This is a genomic window from Stenotrophomonas sp. NA06056 (assembly GCF_013364355.1).
In the GTDB taxonomy this organism is placed as follows: domain Bacteria; phylum Pseudomonadota; class Gammaproteobacteria; order Xanthomonadales; family Xanthomonadaceae; genus Stenotrophomonas.
The window spans coordinates 2,955,941-2,977,831 of the sequence record NZ_CP054931.1; the positions used below are offsets into that span (position 1 = coordinate 2,955,941).

Annotated in this window: 22 protein-coding genes; 18 read left to right on the forward strand and 4 right to left on the reverse strand. The window is 66.5% G+C overall.

Annotated features, from left to right (window positions below; genetic code table 11):
* Window positions 1-107 precede the first annotated feature (107 nt).
* The 13 genes from HUT07_RS13260 to map all read left to right on the forward strand — a co-directional run bounded on the left by HUT07_RS13260 (window position 108) and on the right by map (window position 11,181).
* The gene (locus tag HUT07_RS13260; protein ID WP_100464099.1) at window positions 108-779 is read left to right on the forward strand and encodes a response regulator; all 672 of its coding nucleotides are present in this window, start codon (window positions 108-110) and stop codon (window positions 777-779) included.
* Window positions 776-2,155 (forward strand): sensor histidine kinase, encoded by a 1,380-nt coding sequence (locus HUT07_RS13265; RefSeq protein ID WP_176021321.1) that lies wholly within the window; start codon window positions 776-778, stop codon window positions 2,153-2,155. Before HUT07_RS13260 ends, HUT07_RS13265 begins: the two co-directional genes overlap by 4 nt.
* Before the next feature lie 79 nt (window positions 2,156-2,234).
* Window positions 2,235-3,071 (forward strand): alpha/beta fold hydrolase, encoded by an 837-nt coding sequence (locus HUT07_RS13270; protein ID WP_176021322.1) that lies wholly within the window; start codon window positions 2,235-2,237, stop codon window positions 3,069-3,071.
* 1 nt (window position 3,072) lies between these two features.
* The gene (locus HUT07_RS13275) at window positions 3,073-3,432 is read left to right on the forward strand and encodes an EamA family transporter (RefSeq protein ID WP_025873780.1); all 360 of its coding nucleotides are present in this window, start codon (window positions 3,073-3,075) and stop codon (window positions 3,430-3,432) included.
* Window positions 3,429-3,827, forward strand: coding sequence for a DMT family transporter (locus HUT07_RS13280; protein ID WP_089239700.1), 399 nt, complete (start codon window positions 3,429-3,431; stop codon window positions 3,825-3,827). Before HUT07_RS13275 ends, HUT07_RS13280 begins: the two co-directional genes overlap by 4 nt.
* A complete protein-coding gene (locus tag HUT07_RS13285; RefSeq protein WP_176021323.1) occupies window positions 3,824-5,026 on the forward strand; it encodes a DegT/DnrJ/EryC1/StrS family aminotransferase in 1,203 nt (400 codons plus the stop codon). Before HUT07_RS13280 ends, HUT07_RS13285 begins: the two co-directional genes overlap by 4 nt.
* Window positions 5,027-5,187: 161 nt before the next feature.
* Window positions 5,188-5,874, forward strand: a complete 687-nt coding sequence (locus HUT07_RS13290; RefSeq protein WP_176021324.1) for an MtnX-like HAD-IB family phosphatase — start codon at window positions 5,188-5,190, stop codon at window positions 5,872-5,874.
* 48 nt (window positions 5,875-5,922) lie between these two features.
* Window positions 5,923-7,323 carry an aminotransferase class III-fold pyridoxal phosphate-dependent enzyme gene (locus HUT07_RS13295; protein ID WP_176021325.1) on the forward strand — a complete coding sequence of 467 codons (1,401 nt, stop codon included), beginning with the start codon at window positions 5,923-5,925 and terminating at the stop codon, window positions 7,321-7,323.
* A gap of 32 nt (window positions 7,324-7,355) precedes the next feature.
* Window positions 7,356-8,420 carry a GNAT family N-acetyltransferase gene (locus HUT07_RS13300; RefSeq protein WP_176021326.1) on the forward strand — a complete coding sequence of 355 codons (1,065 nt, stop codon included), beginning with the start codon at window positions 7,356-7,358 and terminating at the stop codon, window positions 8,418-8,420.
* Window positions 8,421-8,423: 3 nt separating this feature from the next.
* Window positions 8,424-9,308: an arginase family protein gene (locus HUT07_RS13305; protein ID WP_176021327.1), complete on the forward strand. Its 885-nt coding sequence runs from the start codon at window positions 8,424-8,426 to the stop codon at window positions 9,306-9,308.
* A gap of 440 nt (window positions 9,309-9,748) precedes the next feature.
* On the forward strand, window positions 9,749-10,108 hold the full coding sequence (locus tag HUT07_RS13310; RefSeq protein WP_176021328.1) for a VOC family protein: 360 nt from the start codon (window positions 9,749-9,751) through the stop codon (window positions 10,106-10,108).
* A 67-nt stretch (window positions 10,109-10,175) separates the two neighbouring features.
* On the forward strand, window positions 10,176-10,388 hold the full coding sequence (locus HUT07_RS13315) for a ParD-like family protein (RefSeq protein ID WP_025873788.1): 213 nt from the start codon (window positions 10,176-10,178) through the stop codon (window positions 10,386-10,388).
* A gap of 10 nt (window positions 10,389-10,398) precedes the next feature.
* The gene (gene map, locus HUT07_RS13320) at window positions 10,399-11,181 is read left to right on the forward strand and encodes a type I methionyl aminopeptidase (protein WP_176021329.1); all 783 of its coding nucleotides are present in this window, start codon (window positions 10,399-10,401) and stop codon (window positions 11,179-11,181) included.
* On the opposite strand, the gene HUT07_RS13325 is transcribed toward map, so the two are convergent.
* Window positions 11,178-11,792, reverse strand: coding sequence for a LysE/ArgO family amino acid transporter (locus HUT07_RS13325; protein ID WP_176021330.1), 615 nt, complete (start codon window positions 11,790-11,792; stop codon window positions 11,178-11,180). The two genes, map and HUT07_RS13325, sit on opposite strands and share 4 nt — an antisense overlap.
* A gap of 104 nt (window positions 11,793-11,896) precedes the next feature.
* On the opposite strand from HUT07_RS13325, the gene HUT07_RS13330 reads away from it, so the two are divergent.
* From HUT07_RS13330 to HUT07_RS13350, 5 genes are all read left to right on the forward strand, one after another.
* Window positions 11,897-12,790, forward strand: a complete 894-nt coding sequence (locus HUT07_RS13330; RefSeq protein WP_176021331.1) for a LysR family transcriptional regulator ArgP — start codon at window positions 11,897-11,899, stop codon at window positions 12,788-12,790.
* Window positions 12,791-12,901: 111 nt separating this feature from the next.
* A complete protein-coding gene (locus HUT07_RS13335) occupies window positions 12,902-14,278 on the forward strand; it encodes a TolC family protein (RefSeq protein WP_176021332.1) in 1,377 nt (458 codons plus the stop codon).
* On the forward strand, window positions 14,271-15,284 hold the full coding sequence (locus tag HUT07_RS13340) for an efflux RND transporter periplasmic adaptor subunit (RefSeq protein WP_165376625.1): 1,014 nt from the start codon (window positions 14,271-14,273) through the stop codon (window positions 15,282-15,284). Before HUT07_RS13335 ends, HUT07_RS13340 begins: the two co-directional genes overlap by 8 nt.
* Window positions 15,269-16,456: an ABC transporter permease gene (locus tag HUT07_RS13345; RefSeq protein WP_176021333.1), complete on the forward strand. Its 1,188-nt coding sequence runs from the start codon at window positions 15,269-15,271 to the stop codon at window positions 16,454-16,456. Before HUT07_RS13340 ends, HUT07_RS13345 begins: the two co-directional genes overlap by 16 nt.
* Window positions 16,453-17,580: an ABC transporter permease gene (locus HUT07_RS13350; protein WP_176021334.1), complete on the forward strand. Its 1,128-nt coding sequence runs from the start codon at window positions 16,453-16,455 to the stop codon at window positions 17,578-17,580. Before HUT07_RS13345 ends, HUT07_RS13350 begins: the two co-directional genes overlap by 4 nt.
* Window positions 17,581-17,623: 43 nt before the next feature.
* Here the strand turns inward: HUT07_RS13350 and HUT07_RS13355 are convergent, their stop codons facing one another.
* The 3 genes from HUT07_RS13355 to HUT07_RS13365 form a co-directional block, all read right to left on the reverse strand.
* A complete protein-coding gene (locus HUT07_RS13355) occupies window positions 17,624-18,994 on the reverse strand; it encodes a hypothetical protein (protein ID WP_176021335.1) in 1,371 nt (456 codons plus the stop codon).
* Window positions 18,995-19,131: 137 nt separating this feature from the next.
* Window positions 19,132-19,500 carry a glycine zipper 2TM domain-containing protein gene (locus HUT07_RS13360; RefSeq protein WP_176021336.1) on the reverse strand — a complete coding sequence of 123 codons (369 nt, stop codon included), beginning with the start codon at window positions 19,498-19,500 and terminating at the stop codon, window positions 19,132-19,134.
* Window positions 19,501-19,654: 154 nt separating this feature from the next.
* On the reverse strand, window positions 19,655-21,877 hold the full coding sequence (locus tag HUT07_RS13365; protein ID WP_176021337.1) for a methyl-accepting chemotaxis protein: 2,223 nt from the start codon (window positions 21,875-21,877) through the stop codon (window positions 19,655-19,657).
* Between the last annotated feature and the right edge of the window lie 14 nt (window positions 21,878-21,891).

The window sequence follows — 21,891 nt, forward strand, 5'->3', positions numbered from 1 at the left end:
CCCGGTCCCCCACGCCCGCCACCTGCACCCGGTTTGCCGCTACCCTCGGCAGCCGAGAGGCCCGCCCTGTCCAGCGGGCGGCCCATCCGCCCCCAGGAGCCCCGCGCATGCGCGTTCTCATCGCAGAAGACGATCCCGACATCGCCTCAGGCCTGTGCGCCTCGATGCGCCGGCAGGGCCACGTGGTCGACCACGTGGACAACGGCGCGCATGCCGATGCCGCACTGAATTCCACCCAGTACGCACTGCTGGTGCTGGACCTGGGCCTGCCCCAGCTGGATGGCCGCGACGTGCTGCAACGGCTGCGCCAACGTGGCGATGGCCTGGCCGTGCTGGTGGTCACCGCACGCGATGGCCTGGCCGAGCGCGTGCGCGTGCTCGACCTGGGCGCCGACGACTACCTGGTCAAGCCCTTTGCGCTGGACGAATTCGAAGCACGCGTGCGCGCACAGCTGCGCCGGGTCACCAGCAACGGCAACCCCGACCTGCGCATCGGCCGGCTGCGCCTGGACCTGACCGGGCACCGGGTGTGGATCGACGAGCAGACCCTGGAGCTGACCGCGCGCGAATTCGGCCTGCTATCCGCCCTGGCGGTGCGTGCCGAGCGCATCGTGTCCCGTGCGCAGTTGGTGGAAGCGCTGTGCGACTGGGGCCAGGACCTGACCGACAACGGCCTGGACATCGCCCTGCACCGCCTGCGCCGCAAGCTGCAGCCGGGCGGCATGGGCATCCGCACGGTGCGCGGGCTGGGCTACATGCTGGAAGACGCCGGCGCGTGATCAGCGGACCGCCCAGCCTGCGCCGGCGCCTGCTCGCCTTCCTGGCGCTGCCGATGCTGGGTCTGTTGACCTTCAACACGCTGCTGGCGTACTACGTGGCGTTGGACTACTCCAACCGCATCCACGACCGCAACCTGACCGACGACACCGTCTCGTTCGCTCAAATGCTCAGCACGATGCCGGTCAGCAGCGACCTGTCCCCGCAGGCACGTTTCCTCATCGAGTACGACCCCGACGGTCACCGCTACTTCAACGTCGACAGCAGCCGCCTGGGCACCATCGCCGGCAATGCCGATTTCAGCGCCTATGCACCATCGCAGGACTGCAGCGGCGTGCATCCGGCGCTGTACGAAGGTGAATTGAACGGCCAGCAGGTGCGCATGTCGACGGTCTGCACCCAGACCATGAACGATCCGCAGGACCAGCTGGCGGTGACCGTGGCCGAAAGCATGGCCGACCGCCGCCAGCGCGCTCGCGAGATCCTGATGATCGTCATTCCGCTGATGACCATGCTGGCCCTGGGAATGGCGGCGCTGGTCTGGTTCGGGGTCACCCATGGCCTGCGCATCCTGACCCCGTTGACCTCGCGCCTGGCCCAGCGCCGCGGCGAGCTGGCACCGATTTCCGATGCCGACGTACCGGAAGAAATCCAGCCACTGATCAGTACCATCGATGGCCTGTTCGCACGGCAGGCGGAAATGATCACGCTGCAGAACCGCTTCATTGCCGATGCCGCCCACCAGTTGCGCTCGCCACTGGCGGGCATGGCACTGCACGTGGACCAGGCACTGGCCCACGGCGATCCGGAGACGGTGCGCGAAGCGCTGCAGAACATCCGCCGGCTCAACCAGCGCACCGCGCGCGTCAGCACCCAGCTGCTGGCGTTGAGCCGTGCCCAGACCGTGCCGGAGACGGTGGAGGCGCTGGACCTGTCCGAACTTGTGCCGCAATGGGTGGGCATGCGCGTGCCCGAAGCGATCCGCGATGGCATCGACCTCGGCTATCTGGGCCCGCAGCAGCCCGTGCGGATACTGGGCAACGGCGCCCTGCTGCACGAAGCGCTGGACAATCTGATAGACAACGCCCTGCGCTACGCAGGCACGGAGGCGACCGTCACGGTAGGCGTGCAGGCGCTGGACGACAACGATGTCGAGCTGTACGTCGAAGACAACGGCCCCGGGGTACCTGAAGACGTGATGTCGCGGCTGGGGGAACGCTTCTTCCGCGCGCCCGGCACTGCCGCCAGCGGCACTGGCCTGGGCCTGGCCATCGCTCATGAGGCCGTCGAGCATCTGGGCGGGCGCCTGGGTTACCTCAACCGCCCCGGTGGCGGCCTGAAGGTGTCCATCACCATACCGTTGCTGAAGGGCCCTTGATCCAGCCCGGCCGTTGAAAGGTTGCCGAAAATCGCGCTTGCGATGCTGAGCTTCCCGACTGCCGCGCTGGAGCCGACTGGTGCCTGCATCCCATGAGTTTTTCCTTCCCGGTGGCCCGCAGGGCGTTCTGCTGATCCATGGTCTGACCGGCACGCCGGCCGAGATGCGCATGCTGGGCAAAGGGCTGAACAACGCCGGCTTCAGCGTGCACGGCGTGCAGCTGCCGGGCCACTGCGGCAGCGTCGAGGACCTGCTGCAGACCCGCTGGGAAGAGTGGTACCAGGGCGTGGAAGATGCGGCGGCGAACCTGCGCGGCAAGGTTGACCAGTTGTTCGTCGGCGGGCTGTCGATGGGTGCGGTGCTTGCGCTGGCATTGGCGGCGCGCCGCCCGGACTGGGTCTCCGGCGTGGGCGTGTACGGCGCCACCTTCCGCTACGACGGCTGGAACATTCCGGCCGTCGCGCGCTTCTCGTTCCTGCTGCCGTGGTTCAAGCGCCTGGGCATCGGCCGCGACCGCATGTTCATGGAAGAGCCGCCATATGGCCTGCGCGATGAGCGCCTGCGTGCGCAGGTCAGCGCCGCCATGCTGTCCGGTGACAGTGCCGCTGCCGGCCTGCCGGGCAATCCGTGGCATGCGTTGGCCGAAATGCGTGCGCTGAGCAGCTGGACGCGCCGCCACCTGCACCAGGTCACGGCACCCTGCCTGGTGATGCACGCCCGCGAAGACGACGTGGCCAGCATGGGCAATGCCGAACTGGTGATCTCACGCGTCAGCGGACCGACCGAACTGGTGGTGCTGGAAGACAGCTACCACATGATCACCATCGATCGCGAACGGCGCGAGGTGATCCGTCGCAGCGCGCGTTTCTTCAGCGACATTGGCGAACGTGCGGGCGCGCTGCAGGCGGTCGCCTGAGATGGGATCGCTTGCCACCCTGCTGTGGCTGGTCAACGTGGTGCTCGACACCGGCGGCCAGCTGGCCTTCAAGGCTGCCGCCAGCGACCCGCAGGACGGCGAAGGCCTGCAGCGTTGGAAGCACATGTTCGGCCGTCCTTGGCTGTGGCTTGGCATCGCCTGCTACGTGCTTGAGTTCGTCGCCTGGATCGCCTTCCTGTCGCTGGTCCCGTTGTCGCAGGGCGTGCTGCTCGGCTCGATCAACATCGTTGCGCTGATGGTCGCCGGCCGCATCCTGTTCCGCGAGCGGCTGACGCCGTTACGGGTGACCGGCATGCTGCTGGTCAGCGCCGGCGTTGCCGTCGTTGGAGCCGGAACATGAGGCGGCTGTATCTGGTCGGCTTCCCGCTGCTGATGGCCTTCGACACCTTGGCCCAGCTGTGCTTCAAGTATGCCGGCGACGCCGCGCTGCCGGTGGAGGCCAACACCGCATGGCTGCTGCGCGTGCTGTCGCAGCCCTGGGTGTACGGCGCGATGCTGGGTTACGTCGGCGCGTTCTTCACCTGGATGAGTCTGTTGCGGCACGCGCCGATCGGCCCTGCATTCGCCGCTTCTCATCTGGAAGTGATCAGCGTGCTGCTGCTTTCGGCGTGGCTGCTGCACGAGCCGTTGACGCTGCATCACCTGATCGGTGCGGTGCTGATCGTGGCCGGCATCATCTGCCTGGGCCGTGCCGAGGCGGATGATCCACATGCTGCAACCGAACCAAGCCCGTGAGCCTGCTGTCGCGCGAATTGCCGCCCACCGCCGGCCTGCCGTTGCAGGCCAGCGATTTTCTTCCCGGCGGTGGCGACCTGCGCACGATTCTCGCCGAACAGCTGGGCACGCCACCGCTGCAGCTGACCTGCTCGGGCACCCACGCCCTGCTGATCGCCCTGCGCACCCTGCGCAGGCGCGCGCCGCAACGCGATACGGTGATCCTGCCGGCCTATACCTGCCCGCTGGTGCCGATTGCCGTGCACAGCCTCGGCCTGCGCATACAGCTGTGCGATACCCGCCGCGACCACTTCGACTTCGACCCGGCTGCCCTGCATGCCACAGCCAATGCGCGCACGCTGGCGATCATTCCCACGCATCTGGGTGGGCGTATCGCCGATGTCGATCGCGCCTGTGCGATCGCGCACGGCGTCGGCGCGTGGGTGATCGAGGACGCTGCGCAGGCACTGGGTGCCCGCGTGGCCGGCAACAGCGTGGGCCTGCGCGGCGATATCGGTTTCTTCAGCCTGGCAGCCGGCAAGGGCCTGAGCCTGCATGAGGGCGGCCTGCTGCTGACGCATGACGAAGCACTGCGTGCGGCATTGATCGAGCAGGGCGCAGGACACACGCCCTTCAGCCTGCGCTGGGAGCTGACCCGCAGCCTGCAGCTGCTGGGCCTGGCGGCCTGCTACCGCCCTTCCCTGCTGTCGCTGGTGTATGGAAATCCGTTGCGGCGTGCCCTGCGCCGTGGCGACCTGGAAGATGCGGTGGGTGATGTGTTTCCGTTGGACATTCCGCAGCATCGCGTCAGCCGCTGGCGGCAGAACGTCGGTGCGCACGCAGCGCAGCGCCTGCCCGCCTTCCTGCAGGCGGCCCGCCTGCGCGCGCTGCAGCTGCGCGTGCAGCTGGAATCACTGCCTGCCGTTGAAGTGGTGGACGGAATGCCTGGCACCCTCGGCACCTGGCCGATGCTGATGCTGCTGCTGCCCAGCGAACGTGCGCGTGACAAGGCGCTGTCCGCGCTGTGGCAGCGCGGCCTGGGTGTCAGCCGCATGTTCATCCATGCCTTGCCGGACTACGCCTATCTGCGTGGCATCGTTGCAGATGCGCACGTACCCAATGCCCGCGACTTCGCCGCCCGCTGCCTGACCGTGGGCAACAGCCCCTGGCTGACCCCTGCAGACACCCGCGAGATCGTGAAGGTGCTGGCGGCCCAGTAGTGGCTGAAGCCCGGCGAGGCCTGCTTCGCGTCACTGGCTGAACGCTTCCCGAGTGCCTCTGTTCAAGCTTTCAGGCGGAAAGGAACGAGAAAGACGGCCTGCCTACATTGGCCCCGTCGCCGGCATCGTGCCAACGCCTCTCTTCATCGACGGAGCTGCCCATGCAATGGAGCATCCTGTGTGACTTCGATGGCACCATCAGCCTCGAGGACGTCATCGATTCACTGTTGGAAAAGTTCGGCCAACCCGGTTGGCAGCAGCTGGAAGATCAGTGGCGCTCGGGTGAGATCGGCTCGCGTGAATGCATGCAGGGCCAGGTCCGTCTGCTGAAGCTGGATCCGGCCACACTCGATGCACACCTGGACCAGGTACGGATCGATCCGGGCTTTGCCGCCTTCGTCAATCGCGCACATGCGTTGGGCCTGCCACTGCGCATCGTCAGCGACGGTCTGGATTACGCGATCCATCGCATACTCGCCAACCATGGCCTGCCGCCGCTGCCCGTAGTGGCCAACCATCTGCGCTGGTGTGACGGCCATTGGCAGCTGGAATCCCCCTACCAGGCGGAAGGCTGCCGCAGCGGCACCTGCAAGTGCACCTGCGCGGCGCAGGCGCGTGGCGACGAAGCCCCTCGTGTGCTGATGATCGGTGATGGCGCTTCGGATTTCTGCGTATCCGAACACGCCGATTTCGTATTCGCCAAGCGTCGCCTGATTACCCATTGCGCAAACGCCGGCATCCCCCACGCCGCCATCGACACCTTCCACGATGCTGCCGCGCTGCTGCCGCGCCTTCTCGACGGCAGCCTGCTTCAGCCCTCGCTTCCGCGGTTGCTCGCCACCGCCTGATCGCTCCGCCCGTTGCTTCCTTCGAATGTCCTCTCCGGAACCGAACCGATGAATATTTTTGACAAGAACGCCGATGCCGCCATCACCGATGCGCAGCTGCTGGCAGACGAAGCCCGCTACAGCTCCTTCGGCGACACCGTGCACTACGTCGATCCGCCGAAGATTTTCCAGCGCTGCGAAGGCAGCTACATGTTCGATGCCGCCGGCACCCCGTACCTCGATCTGCAGATGTGGTACTCGGCCTGCAACTTCGGTTACGCCAACCAGCGCCTGAACGATGCGCTGAAGGACCAGATCGACACCCTGCCGCAGGTCGCCAGCCAGTATCTGCACCCCACGCGCGTGCAGCTGGCCAAGACCATCGCGGTGGACATGCACGAGAAGTTCGGCCTCGACGGCCGCGTGCACTTCAACGTCGGTGGCGCGCAGGCGGTGGAGGATTCACTGAAGATCGTCCGCAACGCGCGCAACGGCAAGAGCCTGATGTTTGCGTTTGAAGGCGGCTACCATGGCCGCACCCTCGGCGCCTCGTCGATCACCTCCAGCTACCGCTACCGCCGCCGCTACGGCCACTTCGGCGAACGCGCGATGTTCATCCCGTTCCCGTATCCGTTCCGTCGTCCGAAGGGCATGACCCCCGACGAGTACTCCGACCACTGCGTGCACCAGTTCGAGCGCCTGTTCGAAAGCGAGTACAACGGCGTATGGGATCCCAAGGTCGGCCAGGCCGAGTACGCCGCGTTCTACGTCGAGCCGATCCAGGGCACCGGCGGCTACGTCATTCCGCCGCGCAACTTCTTCAAGGGCCTCAAGCGCGTGCTGGACAAGTACGGCATCCTGATGGTCGTCGATGAGATCCAGATGGGCTTCTGGCGCACCGGCAAGCTGTGGTCCATCGAACACTTCGGTGTCACCCCGGACGTGCTGGTGTTCGGCAAGGCACTGACCAACGGCCTCAACCCGTTGTCGGGCCTGTGGGCGCGCGAAGAACTGATCAATCCGACCGTGTTCCCGCCGGGCTCCACCCACTCCACCTTCAATTCCAATCCGCTGGGTACGCGCCTGGGCCTTGAAGTGTTGAAGCTGGGCAAAGAGATGGATTACGAACGCACCGTTCCGGAAAAAGGCGCTTACTTCCTCGACGGCCTGCGCGGCCTGCAGAAGCGCCATCCGGAAATCGGCGATGTCGATGGCCTCGGCCTGGCGCTGCGCGCGGAAATCTGCGCTGCCGATGGCTTCACCCCGAACCGTGAGCTGCTGGACCGCATGGTCGACATCGGCCTGGCCGGCGACCTGCTGCACGACGGCAAGCGCATGGGCCTCGTGCTCGATGTCGGTGGCTGGTACAAGAACGTGATCACCTTCGCGCCCTCGTTGAACATCACCTACGAAGAGATCGATCTGGCGATCACCCTGCTGGACCAGCTGCTGACCAAGGCCAAGGGCTGAGTGGAAATGCGCTGCCGGTTCCCGTGCCCCGCATGGACATGATTCCGCGTGTATCCAGCACCGCGCTGGAACCGGCCGCGCTGCTGGAGGGCTTCCTGGCCCACCCGCCCCTGGGCTTCGATGCCAGCCGCCTGCCCAGCGGCCTGCCCAGCTTCCGGGCGCCGCTGGATCTGACCACGACCCTGGACGATGCAGTGCGCTCGCGCCTGCTGCGGCAGCCGCTGTCGCGCCTGTGGCGGCCGTGGCTGACCTGGCAGACGCGGTTCATCGGCGCCACCAGCACCGAGTACACACCGCTGCCGGCGCACGTGTCGGCGGCGGCCCTGGCCGACGATGTGCTGCGCCACGGCGTCGGTGACAGCCGGCTGCTGGTGGTCAAGGATCTGGCGATCGATTCCCCGTTGCTGGACGACGCCGCCAACGCGCACAGCCAGGCGTTCCTGCAGGCGCTGCTGGAACGCGGCTTCATCCAGCTGGAAGGCATGCCGCTGGCATGGGTGGCGATCGATTTCGATTGCATCGACACCTACCTGGCGCGCCTGTCCACGGCGCGGCGCAAGAACATCCGGCGCAAACTGCGCTCGCGTGCCCACCTGCAGATCGACTGCATCGCTACCGGCGACCCCGCGCTTGCCGAGCCACGGCTGCAGGCCGAACTGCACGCGCTGTACCTGCAGGTGTATGCGCAGAGCGCGGTGCATTTCGATCAGCTCGACCTGCCCTTCTTCCAGCACCTGCTGGCGGACACGCAGGGTCAGGGCCGCATGTTCCTTTACCGCCACAACGGCGAGCTGATCGGTTGGAACCTGTGCTACGTGCACGCCGGCAAACTGGTGGACAAGTACATCGGCCTGTCCTATCCGCAATCGCGCGACCACAACCTGTACTCGGTCAGCTGGATGCACAACCTGGAGTACGCGTTGCAGCACGGCCTCAGCCACTACGTCGCCGGCTGGACCGATTCACGCATCAAGGCCGAACTGGGTGCCCGCTTCACCTCCACCGTGCATGCCGTGCACGCGCGTTCGCCCCTGCTGCGCGCCGCCCTGCGCAGACTGGCACCGCACCTGCAGGGTGAGCCGGATGGAGGGGGCTGACCGATGCAACTGCGCCCCCCGCTGATCCTCGACCTTGATGGTGGCGTACTGCCCTTGCCGCAGGCACGCACGCTCGCGCTGCAGCACTGGCATGATCCGCTGCGCTTCGCCTGCCGCAACGGCACGCTGTCACGCTTCGCAGATGAAGTTCTGTCGCCGCTGCCGGCACAACTCGGCACGGTGATGCTCGGCAGCGGCGACTTCCATCATCTCAGCCTGCCGCTGCTGCAGCGCCTGCACACGCGTGCCCCGTTCCAGCTGGTGGTGCTGGACAACCATCCGGACAACATGCGTTTTCCCTTCGGCATGCACTGCGGTTCCTGGGTGAACGCCGCCGCGGCGTTGCCACAGGTATCGCATGTGCACGTGCTGGGCATCACCTCCCGCGATATCGGCCGGGGCCATGCGTGGGAGAACCACTGGCGGCCCCTGCTGGGACGGCGGCTGACCTACTGGTGCATGGACGTGGATGTGGGCTGGGCCAGCCGCATGGGCATGGCGGGCGCCTTCCGTCGCTTCGAACATCCCGAGGCGCTGGTCGCCGCGTTCGCCGCCGAACAGGCGCAGTCACCCCGTCCCAGCTATCTGTCTATCGACAAGGACGTGTTCGCTGAAGAGGTAGCGCGCAGCAACTGGGACCAGGGCCGCTTCCAGCTTGAGCACGCACTGATGGTGATCGAAGCCCTGCGTACCGGTGGACTGGTGGGCAGCGATATCACCGGCGAGGTGTCACTGGCCAACTATCAGAGCCGTTTCAAGCGCTGGCTGTCGTCGCTGGATGGGCAACCGGATATCAGCGCTGATGATCTTCCTGTATGGCAGACGCGACACCAGCAGGTGAACCGCGAACTGCTGGCGGCGCTGGCCGCAGTCCCGACTGCCTGCTGATCGCTTTTTTGTAGAGCCGAGCCATGCTCGGCTGCTGTTCGCTCTTTTGTAGAGCCGAGCCATGCTCGGCTGCTGTTCGCTTTCTTGTAGAGCCGAGCCATCCTCGGCTGCTGATCGCTTTTTTGTAGAGCCGAGCCATGCTCGGCTGCTGATCGCTTTCTTGTAGAGCCGAGCCATGCTCGGCTGCTGATCGCTTTCTTGTAGAGCCGAGCCATGCTCGGCTGCTGATCGCTTTCTTGTAGAGCCGAGCCATGCTCGGCTGCTGATCGCTTTCTTGTAGAGCCGAGCCATGCTCGGCTGCTGATCGCTTTCTTGTAGAGCCGAGCCATGCTCGGCTGCTGTTCGCGGTCCCCTGAGTAGAGAATGGCTAGACCCTACAGAAGGCGATAGCCGAGCATGGCTCGGCACTACACTGGATTCCCGCCACCGGAGCCACCCTCATGCCCCAGACCGTCATCCCGCAGCTGCGCATGCGCCATGCCGATACCAGCCTGCCGTTCTATGTGCAGGGCCTGGGCTTCATCATCGACTGGGAGCACCGCTTCGAACCCGGCTTCCCGCTGTTCGCCCAGCTCACCCGCGAGGGCCAGACGATCTTCCTGACCGAACACACCGGTGACTGCGAAGTAGGCGGTGCGGTGTATTTCATCGTCGCCGACGTCGATGCCCTGCACCGTGCGTTCAGCGCTGCCGGGGTACCCATCGAGCAGCCGCCACACGATACGGATTGGGGAAGCCGCGAAATGCTGATTGTCGATCCGGACGGCAACCGCCTGCGCTTCGCCACGGACGCTGGCTGAACGGCCCGGGCTTGAGTGGCAATATACGTTTCGTATACGATTCATATATTCCCCGCCGAGAACGCCCATGGGCATCGTCAACATCGATGACACCCTGCACGACCAGCTGCGCCGTGCCTGCACCGTCTCCAACCGCTCGATCAATGCCCAGGCCACGTTCTGGATCCGGGTCGGCATGCTGTGCGAGATGAACCCGACCCTGAGCTTCCAGGACGTCGTCGCCAGCGAACTGCGCGCCGCCGGCGTGCAGCCGCAGCTGCTTGCGCCCGGGCGGGCGTGAGTCGATGGCCATGATCAAGCGCCCCGACGAGATCGACCGCCTGGCCGAGTCCGGACGGCTGCTGGCGCAGGTCTTCGCCATGCTCGACGCACTGCCCCTGCAGGGCCGCAGCACGCTGGAGATCAACGACATCGTCGAACGCATGATCGTCGACGACCTGCAGGCGCGGCCCGCCAGCAAGGGGCAATACGGGTTCGCGTACGTGCTCAACGCCTCCATCGACAACGTCATCTGCCACGGCATGCCGTCGGCCGATGACGTGCTGCGCAACGGCCAGATCGTCAACCTCGACATCACCCTGGAGAAGAACGGCTACATCGCCGATTCCAGCACCACCTACCTGGTGGGCGAGGTCGACTACGCCGCGCGCAAGCTGGTACAGGTGACCTACCAAGCCATGTGGAAAGGCATCGCCGCTGTGCGGCCCGGCGCGCGCCTGGGCGATATCGGCCACGCCATCGCCCGCCATGCCCGCAGCCACGGCTACAGCGTGGTGAAGGAATTCTGCGGCCACGGTATCGGCCAGGAAATGCACGAGGAACCGCAGATCCTGCACTACGGCCATGCCGGCACCGGCATGGAACTGCAGGAAGGCATGGTGTTCACCATCGAGCCGATGCTCAACCAGGGCAAGCCGGCGATCCGCCAGCAGCCCGACGAATGGCCGGTGTACACCCGCGACGGCAAGCTGTCGGCGCAGTTCGAGCACACCGTCGCGGTCACCCGCAGCGGCGTGCGGGTGCTGACCCTGCGCCCCGGCGAAACGCCATTGTGCGCGGTGGATGCTGCCTAGAGCGGGCGCAGCAGCAACAGCAGCGCCAGGCACAGCATGAAGGCGGCCACGCCTGCATCCAGCAACCGCCATGCGGCCGCGTTGCGGAACACCGGCTGCAGCAACCTTGCGCCAAACCCCAGCCCGCAGAACCACAGCACGCTGGCCACGCAGGCGCCCGCCGCGAACGCCCAGCGCAGGTCGCCCGGATAGCGCGTGGACAGGCTGCCCAGCAGCACCATCGTATCCAGGTAGACGTGCGGGTTGAGCAGGGTGAACGCCAGGCAGGCCAGCAGCACCTGCCGCCGGTTGCCACCACTGGCATCGGCCGCGTCCAGCGCGCTGCCACCGCGCCATGCGCGCAACCCGGCCTGCAGGCCATAGCACAGCAGGAAGGCGGCCCCGCCGAAGCGCAGCACCTGCAACAGCAGCGGCCACTGCAGTACCAGCGCGCCCATGCCGCCCACGCCGGCCAGGATCAGCGCGATGTCTGCGCCCATGCAGGCCAGCACCACCATGCCCACGTAGCGACGCTGCAGCCCCTGCCGCAGCACGAAGGCGTTCTGCGCGCCGATGGCGATGATCAGGCCGGCACCCGCGAACAGGCCGGCCAAGCCCGCAGCAATCCACATCCGACGCTCTCCACCGTGAAAGGAGGCGCAGGGTGCGACCAACTGACCCATTAAGGCCAGCTGGATTTTCTTTATCCTATGCAGAAAAACTGAAGAGGTATCGCGTGGACCTGGTACATCCGCAGTTGAGCGCCTTCACTGCGGTGCTCGAAGAAGGCAGCTTCGAGGCCGCCGCACGCCGCTTGTCAATCAGCCCGTCGGCGTTGTCGCAACGGATCAAGGCGCTTGAGGACCGGCTGGGCCAGGTGCTGGTGGTGCGCCAGGCGCCATGCCGGCCTACCGCTGCCGGCGAAGTGCTGCTGCGGCGGGTGCGGCCAATGCAGGCGCTGCAGGCCGAAGCGCTGGCCGAACTGCTGCCGGAACGCGGCAACGATGCCACCCGCACGCCGATCCCGCTGGCCGTCAACGATGATTCGCTGGATACCTGGTTCGTCGCCGCAATCGCCGAGCTGCACCAGCGTCATGCCTATCTGTTCGACCTGCGCATGGACGACCAGGACCACACCCTGGAACTGCTGCGCAACGGCAGCGTGCTGGGCGCGGTCACCGCCGAACGCAAACCCCTGAAGGGCTGCAACGTGCATCCGCTGGGTGCGATGCGTTACCACGCCATCGCCTCACCAGCCTTTGCGAAACGCCACTTCGGCAAGGGCATGCTGGCGGACACATTGGCGTCGGCACCGATGATCGTGTTCAACCGCAAGGATGAACTGCAATGGCGCTTCCTGCGCAGGCTGACCCGTGCACGCCTGCAACCGCCCGTGCACTACCTGCCCTCCTCCACCGGCTTCGTCGATGCTGCCGCGCGCGGACTCGGCTGGTGCCTTGCTCCGGAGGCGCTGGTCACGCCAGCGGTACAGGCCGGGCAGGTAGTGGTGCTGGAACCTCGTCGCTGGCTGGACGTACCCTTGTTCTGGCAGCATGCCGCCGTGCGTTCGAGCACGCTGCAGCACATCACCCAGGCGCTGCGCACCGCCGCTGGCAATACCCTACGTTGAAAAGAACATGATCCCGACCACCGCAGACCCCGGCTTCACGCACGGACCACTACCGTTTGCCCACTTCTTCACTACAGGAACGGCATGCACCTGAGCTGCCCACGGACAAGGATGCACCGCGCGCTCGGCGCTGCCGGCCTGGCCCTGCTGGCAAGCCTGCCGTTGGCCGCAGCGGCACAGACCAGCACGCCTCCCGCACTGGAATGGGAACAGGCGCGGCAGCGGCTGGAACAGGTCTCCGACGCGCTGGCCGCTGCCGATGCCGGCGTGCGCAACAAGGAAGAACTGCAGGAAGCCACCCGCCTGCTGCGCCTGCCGGAGATCACCGGCGAAGTACGCCGCCTGCAGTTCCAGAAGACCCTGACCCTGCCGCTGGGCTCACTGGCACCGGTGGCCGAGGCCTATGGCATCGACTCGCCGCTGTCGTTCACCGAACGCGATTGGCGTACGCGGCCGGTGGTCACCGCGGTGCTGCCGTTGTACACCGGCGGCCTGATTCCCGCTGCGCAGCGTGCTGCCGGCGCGGCCAGCGAACAGGCCAGCGCCGAGCGCGAAGCGCAGCGGCAGTCACTGACCGTGCAATTGGCCCAGGCCTACTTCGGCCAGCGCCTGGCCGAACAGGCGGTGGTCGTGCGCCGCGACGTGCGCGATGGCCTCAACCGCCACCTGTCCGATGCCGAAAAACTGGAACGCGAAGGCTTCGCCACCCGTGCACAGCGCCTGCAGGCTACCGTCGCCCGCGACAAGGCCGAGCGCGAGTACCAGAAGACGCTCAATGACCTGGCCACGCTGAAAGCTGCGCTTGCCACCCTGCTGCGCAGTGGCGGTGACGTGCAGCCGTTGTCGCCGCTGTTCGTGCAGCGCACCCCGCTGGAACCGGTCACCAGCTTCGAGCGCACTGCGCAGGCGCGGCAGCCGCAGATCGCGCGCCTGCGGGCGATCGTCGCGCAGGCCGAACAGGGCGTGCGCGTGCAGCAGGCCAAGCTCAAGCCGACGGTGTTCCTGTTCGGCCAGTACGACTTCCGTCGCCGTGACGAAATGCTGACCGATCCGGACTGGGCGTTCGGCATCGGCCTGAAGTACACCTTCCTGTCGCCGAACTCGCGACCGGCGCAGATCAGCGCTGCGCGCGCGCAGCAGGACCAGGCCGAGGCCGGTCTGCGCGAGGCCGAGAACCAGGTGGCGCTGGGTGTGCGCAAGGCCTGGAACGAGCTGGAAACCGCACGCCAGCAGTTCGTGCTGCTGGACAGCAGCATCGCTCAGGCCGACGAGAACCTGCGCCTGCAGGAGCTGGCCTTCCGCGAAGGACAGGCCACCTCGCTGGACGTGATCGATGCGCGGCTCGGCCTCGGTGGTGCCCGCGTCGAACGTGCGCAGGCGGCCTACCAATACGATATCGCCTTGGCGCAGTTGCTTGAGGTGAGTGGACAGATGGACCGCTTCGAAGACTATCGGCGGCGTGCAGACGAGGTGATCGATCATGAGTGACGTGTTGCACGACGAAGCAACGACGCCCCCGGGCAAACGCCGGTTGGGCCCGATTCTGCTGGTGGTGCTGCTGGTGGCGGTGGTGCTCGGCCTGTGGCTGGCCTGGCGCAGCCCCGCCGACCAGATCCAGGGCATGGCCGACGCCGACACCCTCAACGTCTCGGCCAAGATCACCGCGCGCGTGGCTGAACTGAAAGTGCGCGAGGGTGATCGCGTGCAGGCCGGACAAGTACTGTTCCTGCTCGACAGCCCCGAAGTCGCGGCCAAGGAGCAGCAGGCGCACGGCGCACTGGCCGCCGCACAAGCGGTGGCCGACAAGGCCAACGACGGCGCACGCAGCGAAGACATCCGCGCAGCCGAAGCCAACTGGAAGCGCGCCGAAGCCGGCGCCACCCTCGCCGAAGCCACCTACCGGCGCGTGCAGAACCTGTTCAACGAAGGGGTGATGACCCGGCAGAAGCGCGATGAAGCCGCCGCCCAGGCCACCAGCTCACGTGAACTGGCCCGCGCCGCCCGCGCCCAGTACGACATGGCATTGGCCGGTGCGCGCGAGCAGGACAAGCGTGCCGCGCAGGGCCAGGTACAGCAGGCGCAGGGCGCGGTGGCCGAAGTCAACGCCGCACGCGTTGAAGTGGAAGGCCGCGCACCGGTGGCCGGTGAAATCAACAAGCGCATGGCCGACCCGGGCGAACTGGTACCGGCCGGCTACCCAGTGTTCACCCTGGTCGACATCGACCGTATGTGGGTGTCGATGAACCTGCGCGAATCGCAGATGCAGGGCCTGAAGGTCGGGAGCAAGCTGCGTGGCAGCGTGCCGGCGCTCGGCAAGGACGACGAGTTCGAGGTCTACTTCATCAACCCCGCGGGCGACTACGCCACCTGGCGCACCACGCGCCAGTCATCGGGCTATGACGTGCGCAGCTTCGAAGTGCGGGTGCGCCCGGTACGCCGCATCGAGGGCTTCCGCCCCGGCATGAGCGTACTGTTCGCATGGCCGCAGCACTGAACACCGACCGCGGCGGCTTCGGCGGCTCGTGGCAGCGAGAACTGCGCCGGTTGCGCAGCAGCCGAGCAGACCTGGCGCTGGTCACGGTGCTGCCGCTGTTGATGCTGGTAGTGATGGCCTGGATGTTCTCCGCATCGGTGATGCGCGATGTGCCGATTGCCGTGGTCGACCTTGACCACAGCAGCGACAGCCGCCTGCTGCTGCGCATGCTGGATGCCAGCCCTGGCGTGCGCATCGCCAGCCAACCGGCTGGCATGGCCGAGGCACGCGCGCAGCTGCGCCGGCTGGAGGTGTTCGCGGTGGTGCTGGTGCCGCGCGATGTGACCCGCCAGGCGTTGCGTGGCCAGCAAGGCACGGTGTTCTCTTATTACAACGCCACCTACATGACCACCGGCCAGTCCGCCGCGCGGGATATCGGCGACGCGGTAACGGCGTGGAACGCGCGCCTGCTGCGCGAACGCATCGGCCTGCAGGTCGGGCCGGGCAAGCTGCGTGCCGCGCCCATCGCGGTGCAGTCGGACATCCTGTTCAATCCGGCACGCAGCTACGAGCTGTTCCTGCTGCCGCTGATCTTCCCGGCGGTGTTGTCGCTGGTACTCGCGCTGGCGGTGGCCGGCAGCCTCGGCCGCGAGATCCGCGATGGCACCCTGCCCGCCTGGCTGGGCCACGCGCCGTGGTCGGCCATTGCCGGCAAGGTGCTGCCCTATGTGGTGCTGTTCTCGCTGTATGGCGCGCTGGGGGCGGCCTACCTGGCCTGGCTGCGTGGCGACGGCATCGCCGGCAGCGTGGTGCTGCTGCTGCTCGCGCAGCCGCTGTTCTACCTGGCCACCGCGGCGTACGCACTGTTCTTCGTCGGCGTTACCCGCGACATGGGCACCGCCCTGTCCGCCGTGGGCCTGAGCATCGGCACCGCGCTGGCCTTTTCCAGCGCCACCTTCCCGGTGATCGACGCACCGTTGTTCACCCGCGTCTGGCACCTGCTGCTGCCGCTCAGTGCCTACATCAAGCTGCAGACCCAGCAGCAGTTCATCGGTTCGCCGCTGCTGGTGTCGCTGTGGCCGCTGGCCACGCTGCTGCTGATGATCGTGGTGGCCGGCGGCATCGGCGGCTGGCGCCTGCTGGCGTTCGCGCGCACGCCGCAGGCCGCGCAACCGGCCGGGGCTGGCGCATGAGCAGGATCTGGCACAGCCTGCGGCAGACCCTGCTGGCCGTACTCTGCGACCGCTATGCGATCGTGGTGATGGTCGGCGCGGTGATCCTGTACTCGTTCTTCTACCCGGCCGCCTATCGCCATCAGGTGGCCGGCAATCTGCCCGTGCTGGTGGTCGATGAAGACCACAGCGCGACCAGCCGTGAACTGCTGCGCAAGCTCGATTCGCTGCGCGTGGCCCATGTGGTCGGGCAACCGACCGACCTGCAGCAAGCGCGTGCACAGCTGGAAGCCGGCCACGCCGAAGGCATCGTGCTGATCCCGGCCAACCTGGAACGCGACATCCTGCGTGGCCATCCGGCCAAGCTGGTACTGCTCGGCAACGGCGCCTATCTCGGCCGCGCGAGCTGGGTGCTGGGCAGCGTGGCCGATGCACTGGGCGCGTTCGGCCGCGAAGCGGCAGTCACCCAGGCCGCGTTCATGGGCGCGCCACAGGCACCACCGGTCACTCTCGTGCAACGGCCGTTGTTCAACACGCAGGAAGGCTATGGCAGCGCGATCGTGCCCGGCGTGGCCGAACTGATCGTGCACCAGACGCTGCTGATGGGCATCGGCGTGCTGCTCGGCGGTCGCCGCCTGGTGCTGGGCCGGCGCCTGCAGTTCGACCTGCCCACCCTGACCGGCATGGCCCTCGGCTTCGGCCTGATCGGGCTGTTCGGGCTGTTCTGGTACGCCGGCTTCACCGCCTGGGTGCAGGACTACCCGCGTGGCGGCAACCCATTCGGCCAGCTGCTCGGCGGCACGCTGTTCATCGCTGCCACGGTAGCGTTCGGCCTGTTCGTCGGCAGCTTCTTCCGCACCCGCGAACGCGCCTTCCAGTACATCATCGCCACCTCGATCCCGTTGTTCTTCCTGGCCAGCCTGTCCTGGCCCGCGGTGATGACCCCGCGCCCGCTGGTGTGGCTGGCGCAGCTGCTGCCCACCACGTCCGGCATCAACCTGATGGTGCGCCTGAACCAGATGGACGCCAGCCTGGCCGAGGTCAGCCGCGAACTGATCACTCTGGTCGCCCTGCTGGTGCTGTACAGCGCCCTCGCCCTCTGGCGCCTGCACAGCAGAAAGGGGACGGAGGGGATTAAGTCGTAATCGGCGCGAAGGGGGAAAACGACTGGATCCCCTCCGTCCCCTTTTACGGTTCTGGTGTGTACCAGAACGGGATGCTGTATTCGCGGCGACGGCTGGGGCCACGTTCGCCGCCGTCGGCGTTCCAGACCAGTCGCAGGTCATGCCGGCCCGGTTTCAGGTCCGCCATCGGCAGATAGCCCACCAGTCCACGCATGTCGAGGTCGCGGCGTTCCATCGGCACGAAATCGTGCAGGTCGACCTTGCCGCCATCGAGCTGCACCGTCCACAGCAGTGCCATGCAGTTCACCGCAGCTGTCGCCGCCTGTGGGCCTTGCGCTTCATTGCGGGCGCCACCCGCACAACGCTGCCGCGCCACCGGATTGTCACGCTGCGGACGGTGCGGAATGAACAGCCGCAGCCGCGATGCACTGATGGTATCGGCCGGAATCATCGGATAGGGCAGCAGCTGGTCGTGCGCCGAGCGCAGCGATTCGTAGTGCGCGCCCAGCATGCCGTGGTCCACGGCTTCTTCGGTCAGCACGCTGTAGCGGTTGAACAGCGAGAACTTCATCGAGCCATACACCTGCAGGGCGGCGAGCACCATCGCCAGCATTACCGCCGATATATAGATCACGGTGAACGAGCGACCGCGCAGGTTGCTCTGCAGGGTCCACTGCATGGTCTGCAGCAGGCGCAGCATCGGCACCCGCTGCAGCCCCGCCAGCACCGACTGCAGCCGCTTCTCCTGCCGTGCGGTGTCCAGGCCCCGCGCGTGGCGCCGCGCGATCGACTTCTCCAGCAGCGTCGGCACCATCGCCAGACCGAGCAGGCAGACCATCAGCACCGCAACGATCGCCAGCGTGATGCGATCGACATCGCCGAAGGCGGCACCGATGGCCATCGCCACGCCCAGCGAGACAATCGCCACCACCAGCGTGCCGGCCAGGGTCTGCACGCACAGCAGCGTGCTCGAGAACAGCATCGTGGCAAGACGATCCGCGCGTTCGATGGTGCCGTCGAGCCCGCCGTCGCGCTGCTTCAGCAACGCGCGTGAGAACGGCCCCAGCATCGTCAGTCGATCCCAGTCGATGCCTTTGGGGAAGTGCGATTTCAGGCCGATCAGGCCGATCCAGTAGCCACGTACCGCCAGGTGGATGATCAAGGCCACCGCCAACACGTAGCACATGCCGACGCCGATGCTGAAGGCGAACCACAGCGCCTGGAAATAGACCCCTTCGGTGTGCAGGCTGCTACGTGCCCACGCATCGAACAGGTAGCCCGGCACGGCCAGCAGCGCGAAGGCGAGAAGGCCGGAAATGAACAGCTCAAGCTCGTCGGTGCGGTCGCGCACGCGGGAGTAGCTGGCTGTCGTGCGCGGCACTGCATCGGCAACATCGGACGGTTCCCGACGGTCTACAGCACTCGACTCGTTCACTGGCGATTCATCCCTGGAGGTCGGCGCAGTATAGGCATGCGGCCTACTTCACGGAACGGGACCGGAAACGAAGAACGCCGGCACAGGGCCGGCGTTCGGGGGTACAGCAGTGTGGAAGGGGTTATCGCCTGGAGGGATCAGCGGTAGACGCGCTCACAACGGCGCTCGACCACACGGTCGCCGGTCTTCTGCTGATGGTTGCCCTGGATCTGCCGGCCGGCTGCGCCGCCCGCCACGGCACCGGCGACGGTTGCCAGCTTCTTGCCGTTGCCGCCGCCTACCTGGTTGCCCAGCAGGCCACCGACCACGGCGCCCGTGGCGGTGCCGGTAATGCGGTTGGGATCGCGGGTATTGCGCTGCACTTCCACGTTCTTGCAGACCACGCGGCTGCCGTCGTTGAACTTGCGCCCTTCATCACGCGGGCCGTAATTCTGTGCGCCAGCAACGGACGATGCCGCCAGCAGGGTGCCCAGCGCCATCAATCGGGTCGAGGTCTTCATGGCCATCTCCTGTGCTCCGGTATGGCGCAATTGTCTGCCTGCGGGTGGCTACTGCAGGTGAAATCCACGTCTCCGGGGCCTGAAGGGCCGTCATCGGTTCAGGAAACAAAAATGCGCCCATCGCGACCAGCATCGCGATGGGCGCCGTCTCCCACCCGGCTTAGAACTCTTCCCAACCACCCGTGTTGGCCGCCAGCGACGGCGACACGCGCGGCGGTACAGACGTCGGACGCCGCATTGGCGGCACGCTGGCCGCCACCGCCGCCAACATTGGACGGACCACCGCACTGGCTGCAGCAGCCCCGGTGCGGAACACCGACACCGCCTCGCCCAGCAGATTGGCCTGCTCTTCCATCGACCGCGCAGCCGCACTGGCTTCCTCCACCAGCGCAGCATTCTGCTGGGTGGTTTCATCCATCTGCATCACGGTCTGGTTGACCTGCTCGATGCCGGAACTCTGCTCCTGCGACGCGGCGGAAATCTCGGCCATGATGTCGGTCACCCGCTGCACGGATGCCACGATCTCGCCCATCGTGGTGCCGGCCTGACGCACCAGCGCCGAGCCGTCGGACACCTTGCCCACCGACTCCTCGATAAGGCCCTTGATCTCCTTGGCCGCACCCGCCGAGCGCTGCGCCAGCGTGCGCACCTCGCTGGCCACCACAGCGAAGCCCCTGCCCTGCTCACCCGCGCGCGCCGCTTCCACGGCGGCGTTGAGCGCCAGGATGTTGGTCTGGAAAGCGATGCCATCAATCACGCTGATGATCTCAGCGATCTTCTTCGACGACGCTTCGATGGCGCTCATGGTGGTGACCACCTGGCCGACCACCTCGCCGCCCTGCGAGGCCACCCCATGTGCACCGATCGCCAACTGGTTGGCCTGGCGTGCGTGTTCGGCGTTCTGTTTCACCGTGGAGGTCAGTTCCTCCATCGATGCTGCCGTCTCTTCCAGGTTGGCCGCCTGCTGCTCGGTACGCCGCGACAGATCGGTGTTGCCCGAGGCGATTTCCCCCGCCGCGAGATTGATGCTGGACGCACTGGTCTGGATGCGGCCGACGATCTGGGTCAACTGCTCGACGGTGGCGTTGCAGTCGTCGCGCATGCGGGCGAACACACCGTGGAAATCGCCCTGCATGCGCACGGTCAGATCGCCGCGCGAGATCGCCTGCAGCAGGCTTGATACCTGCACCAGGTTCTCGTCTGTGGTCTGCATCAACCGGTTGAGGCCGGTCACCATCTCGCCGAAATCATGCGCGAAGCGTGTTTCGTCGCCCCGAAGGCTGAAGTCGCCGGCGGCAGCGGCTGTTGCCAGCCGACGGATCTCGCCGTTGATGGCCGACAGGCTGGACTTGGTCTCGTCCATGGCCTGGGTGATCGCCGCCTTCTCGCCCGGCAGTCGATCCATGTCCACCGACAGGTCGCCGCGTGCGTAGTGCTTCATCACCTCGATCAGGCGGTTCTGCACCTGCACGTGCGAGCCCACCAGCGCGTTGGTGTCATGCACCATCCGCCCGTAGTCGCCGGGGAAGGTGCTCTCGTCCATGCGATAGCTCAGGCTGCCGTCATCATGCTGCCGCGCCATCTCGCCCTGCGCCGCCATCACCGCCTGCAACTGCCCCTGCATGCGCTGCATGGATTTCAGCAACTGGGTCACCTCGTCATTGCCCGAGGCATCGATGACGTTGTCCAGGCGACCGTTGGCGATGCCATCGGCCAGCTTCACCGCGCCCGCCAGAGGGCGGGTCAGGCTGCGGGTGATCGCCCACGCAGCCAGTGCACCGAGGATCAGGCTGAGCACACCGAAGGCGATGGACAGGGTTCCCGTCCACGCTTCCGTGGCGCGGTACTCCTCACGACTGCGTTCGGTCAGGGCTTCCTGGTGCCGCAGCAGGCTGGAAATCGCTCCATTCCAGGCCGTGGCCAGACCGTGCTCGGCCAGCAGCTCGGTGGCCGCACCGTCGTAGTCGCCCGCCTTCATCCGCTCGTGCAATTGCTGGGTGGAGACGTCGGTGGCCTTGCGTGCCGCCGCGATCTGCGCCACCAGCGTATCGCCGGTGGCATCACGGGGAATCTTGACGTACTTGTCCCAGATGCCGTCGTAGGTATGGCTCAGTTCCTGTGCCCGCTGGTAATCCTTGTCGAACTCCTCGCCGCGCTTGATCACCATCAGGCGACGATGCATCAGCACTGCGTTGTTGGTATCGAGCATGTCGTTCAACAACCGCATCTTGACCATGTTCACGCCCACCACCTTCTCGAACTGGGCGGACTTCAGATGGTTTCCGTACAACACCAGGCCGACGATGGCCAGGATGAACAGCAACAGCAGACCGAAGCCGGCGGACAGCCGGGATCCTACACGGAGGTTGCGTAAGGCAAGCATCTCAATTCCCTTGA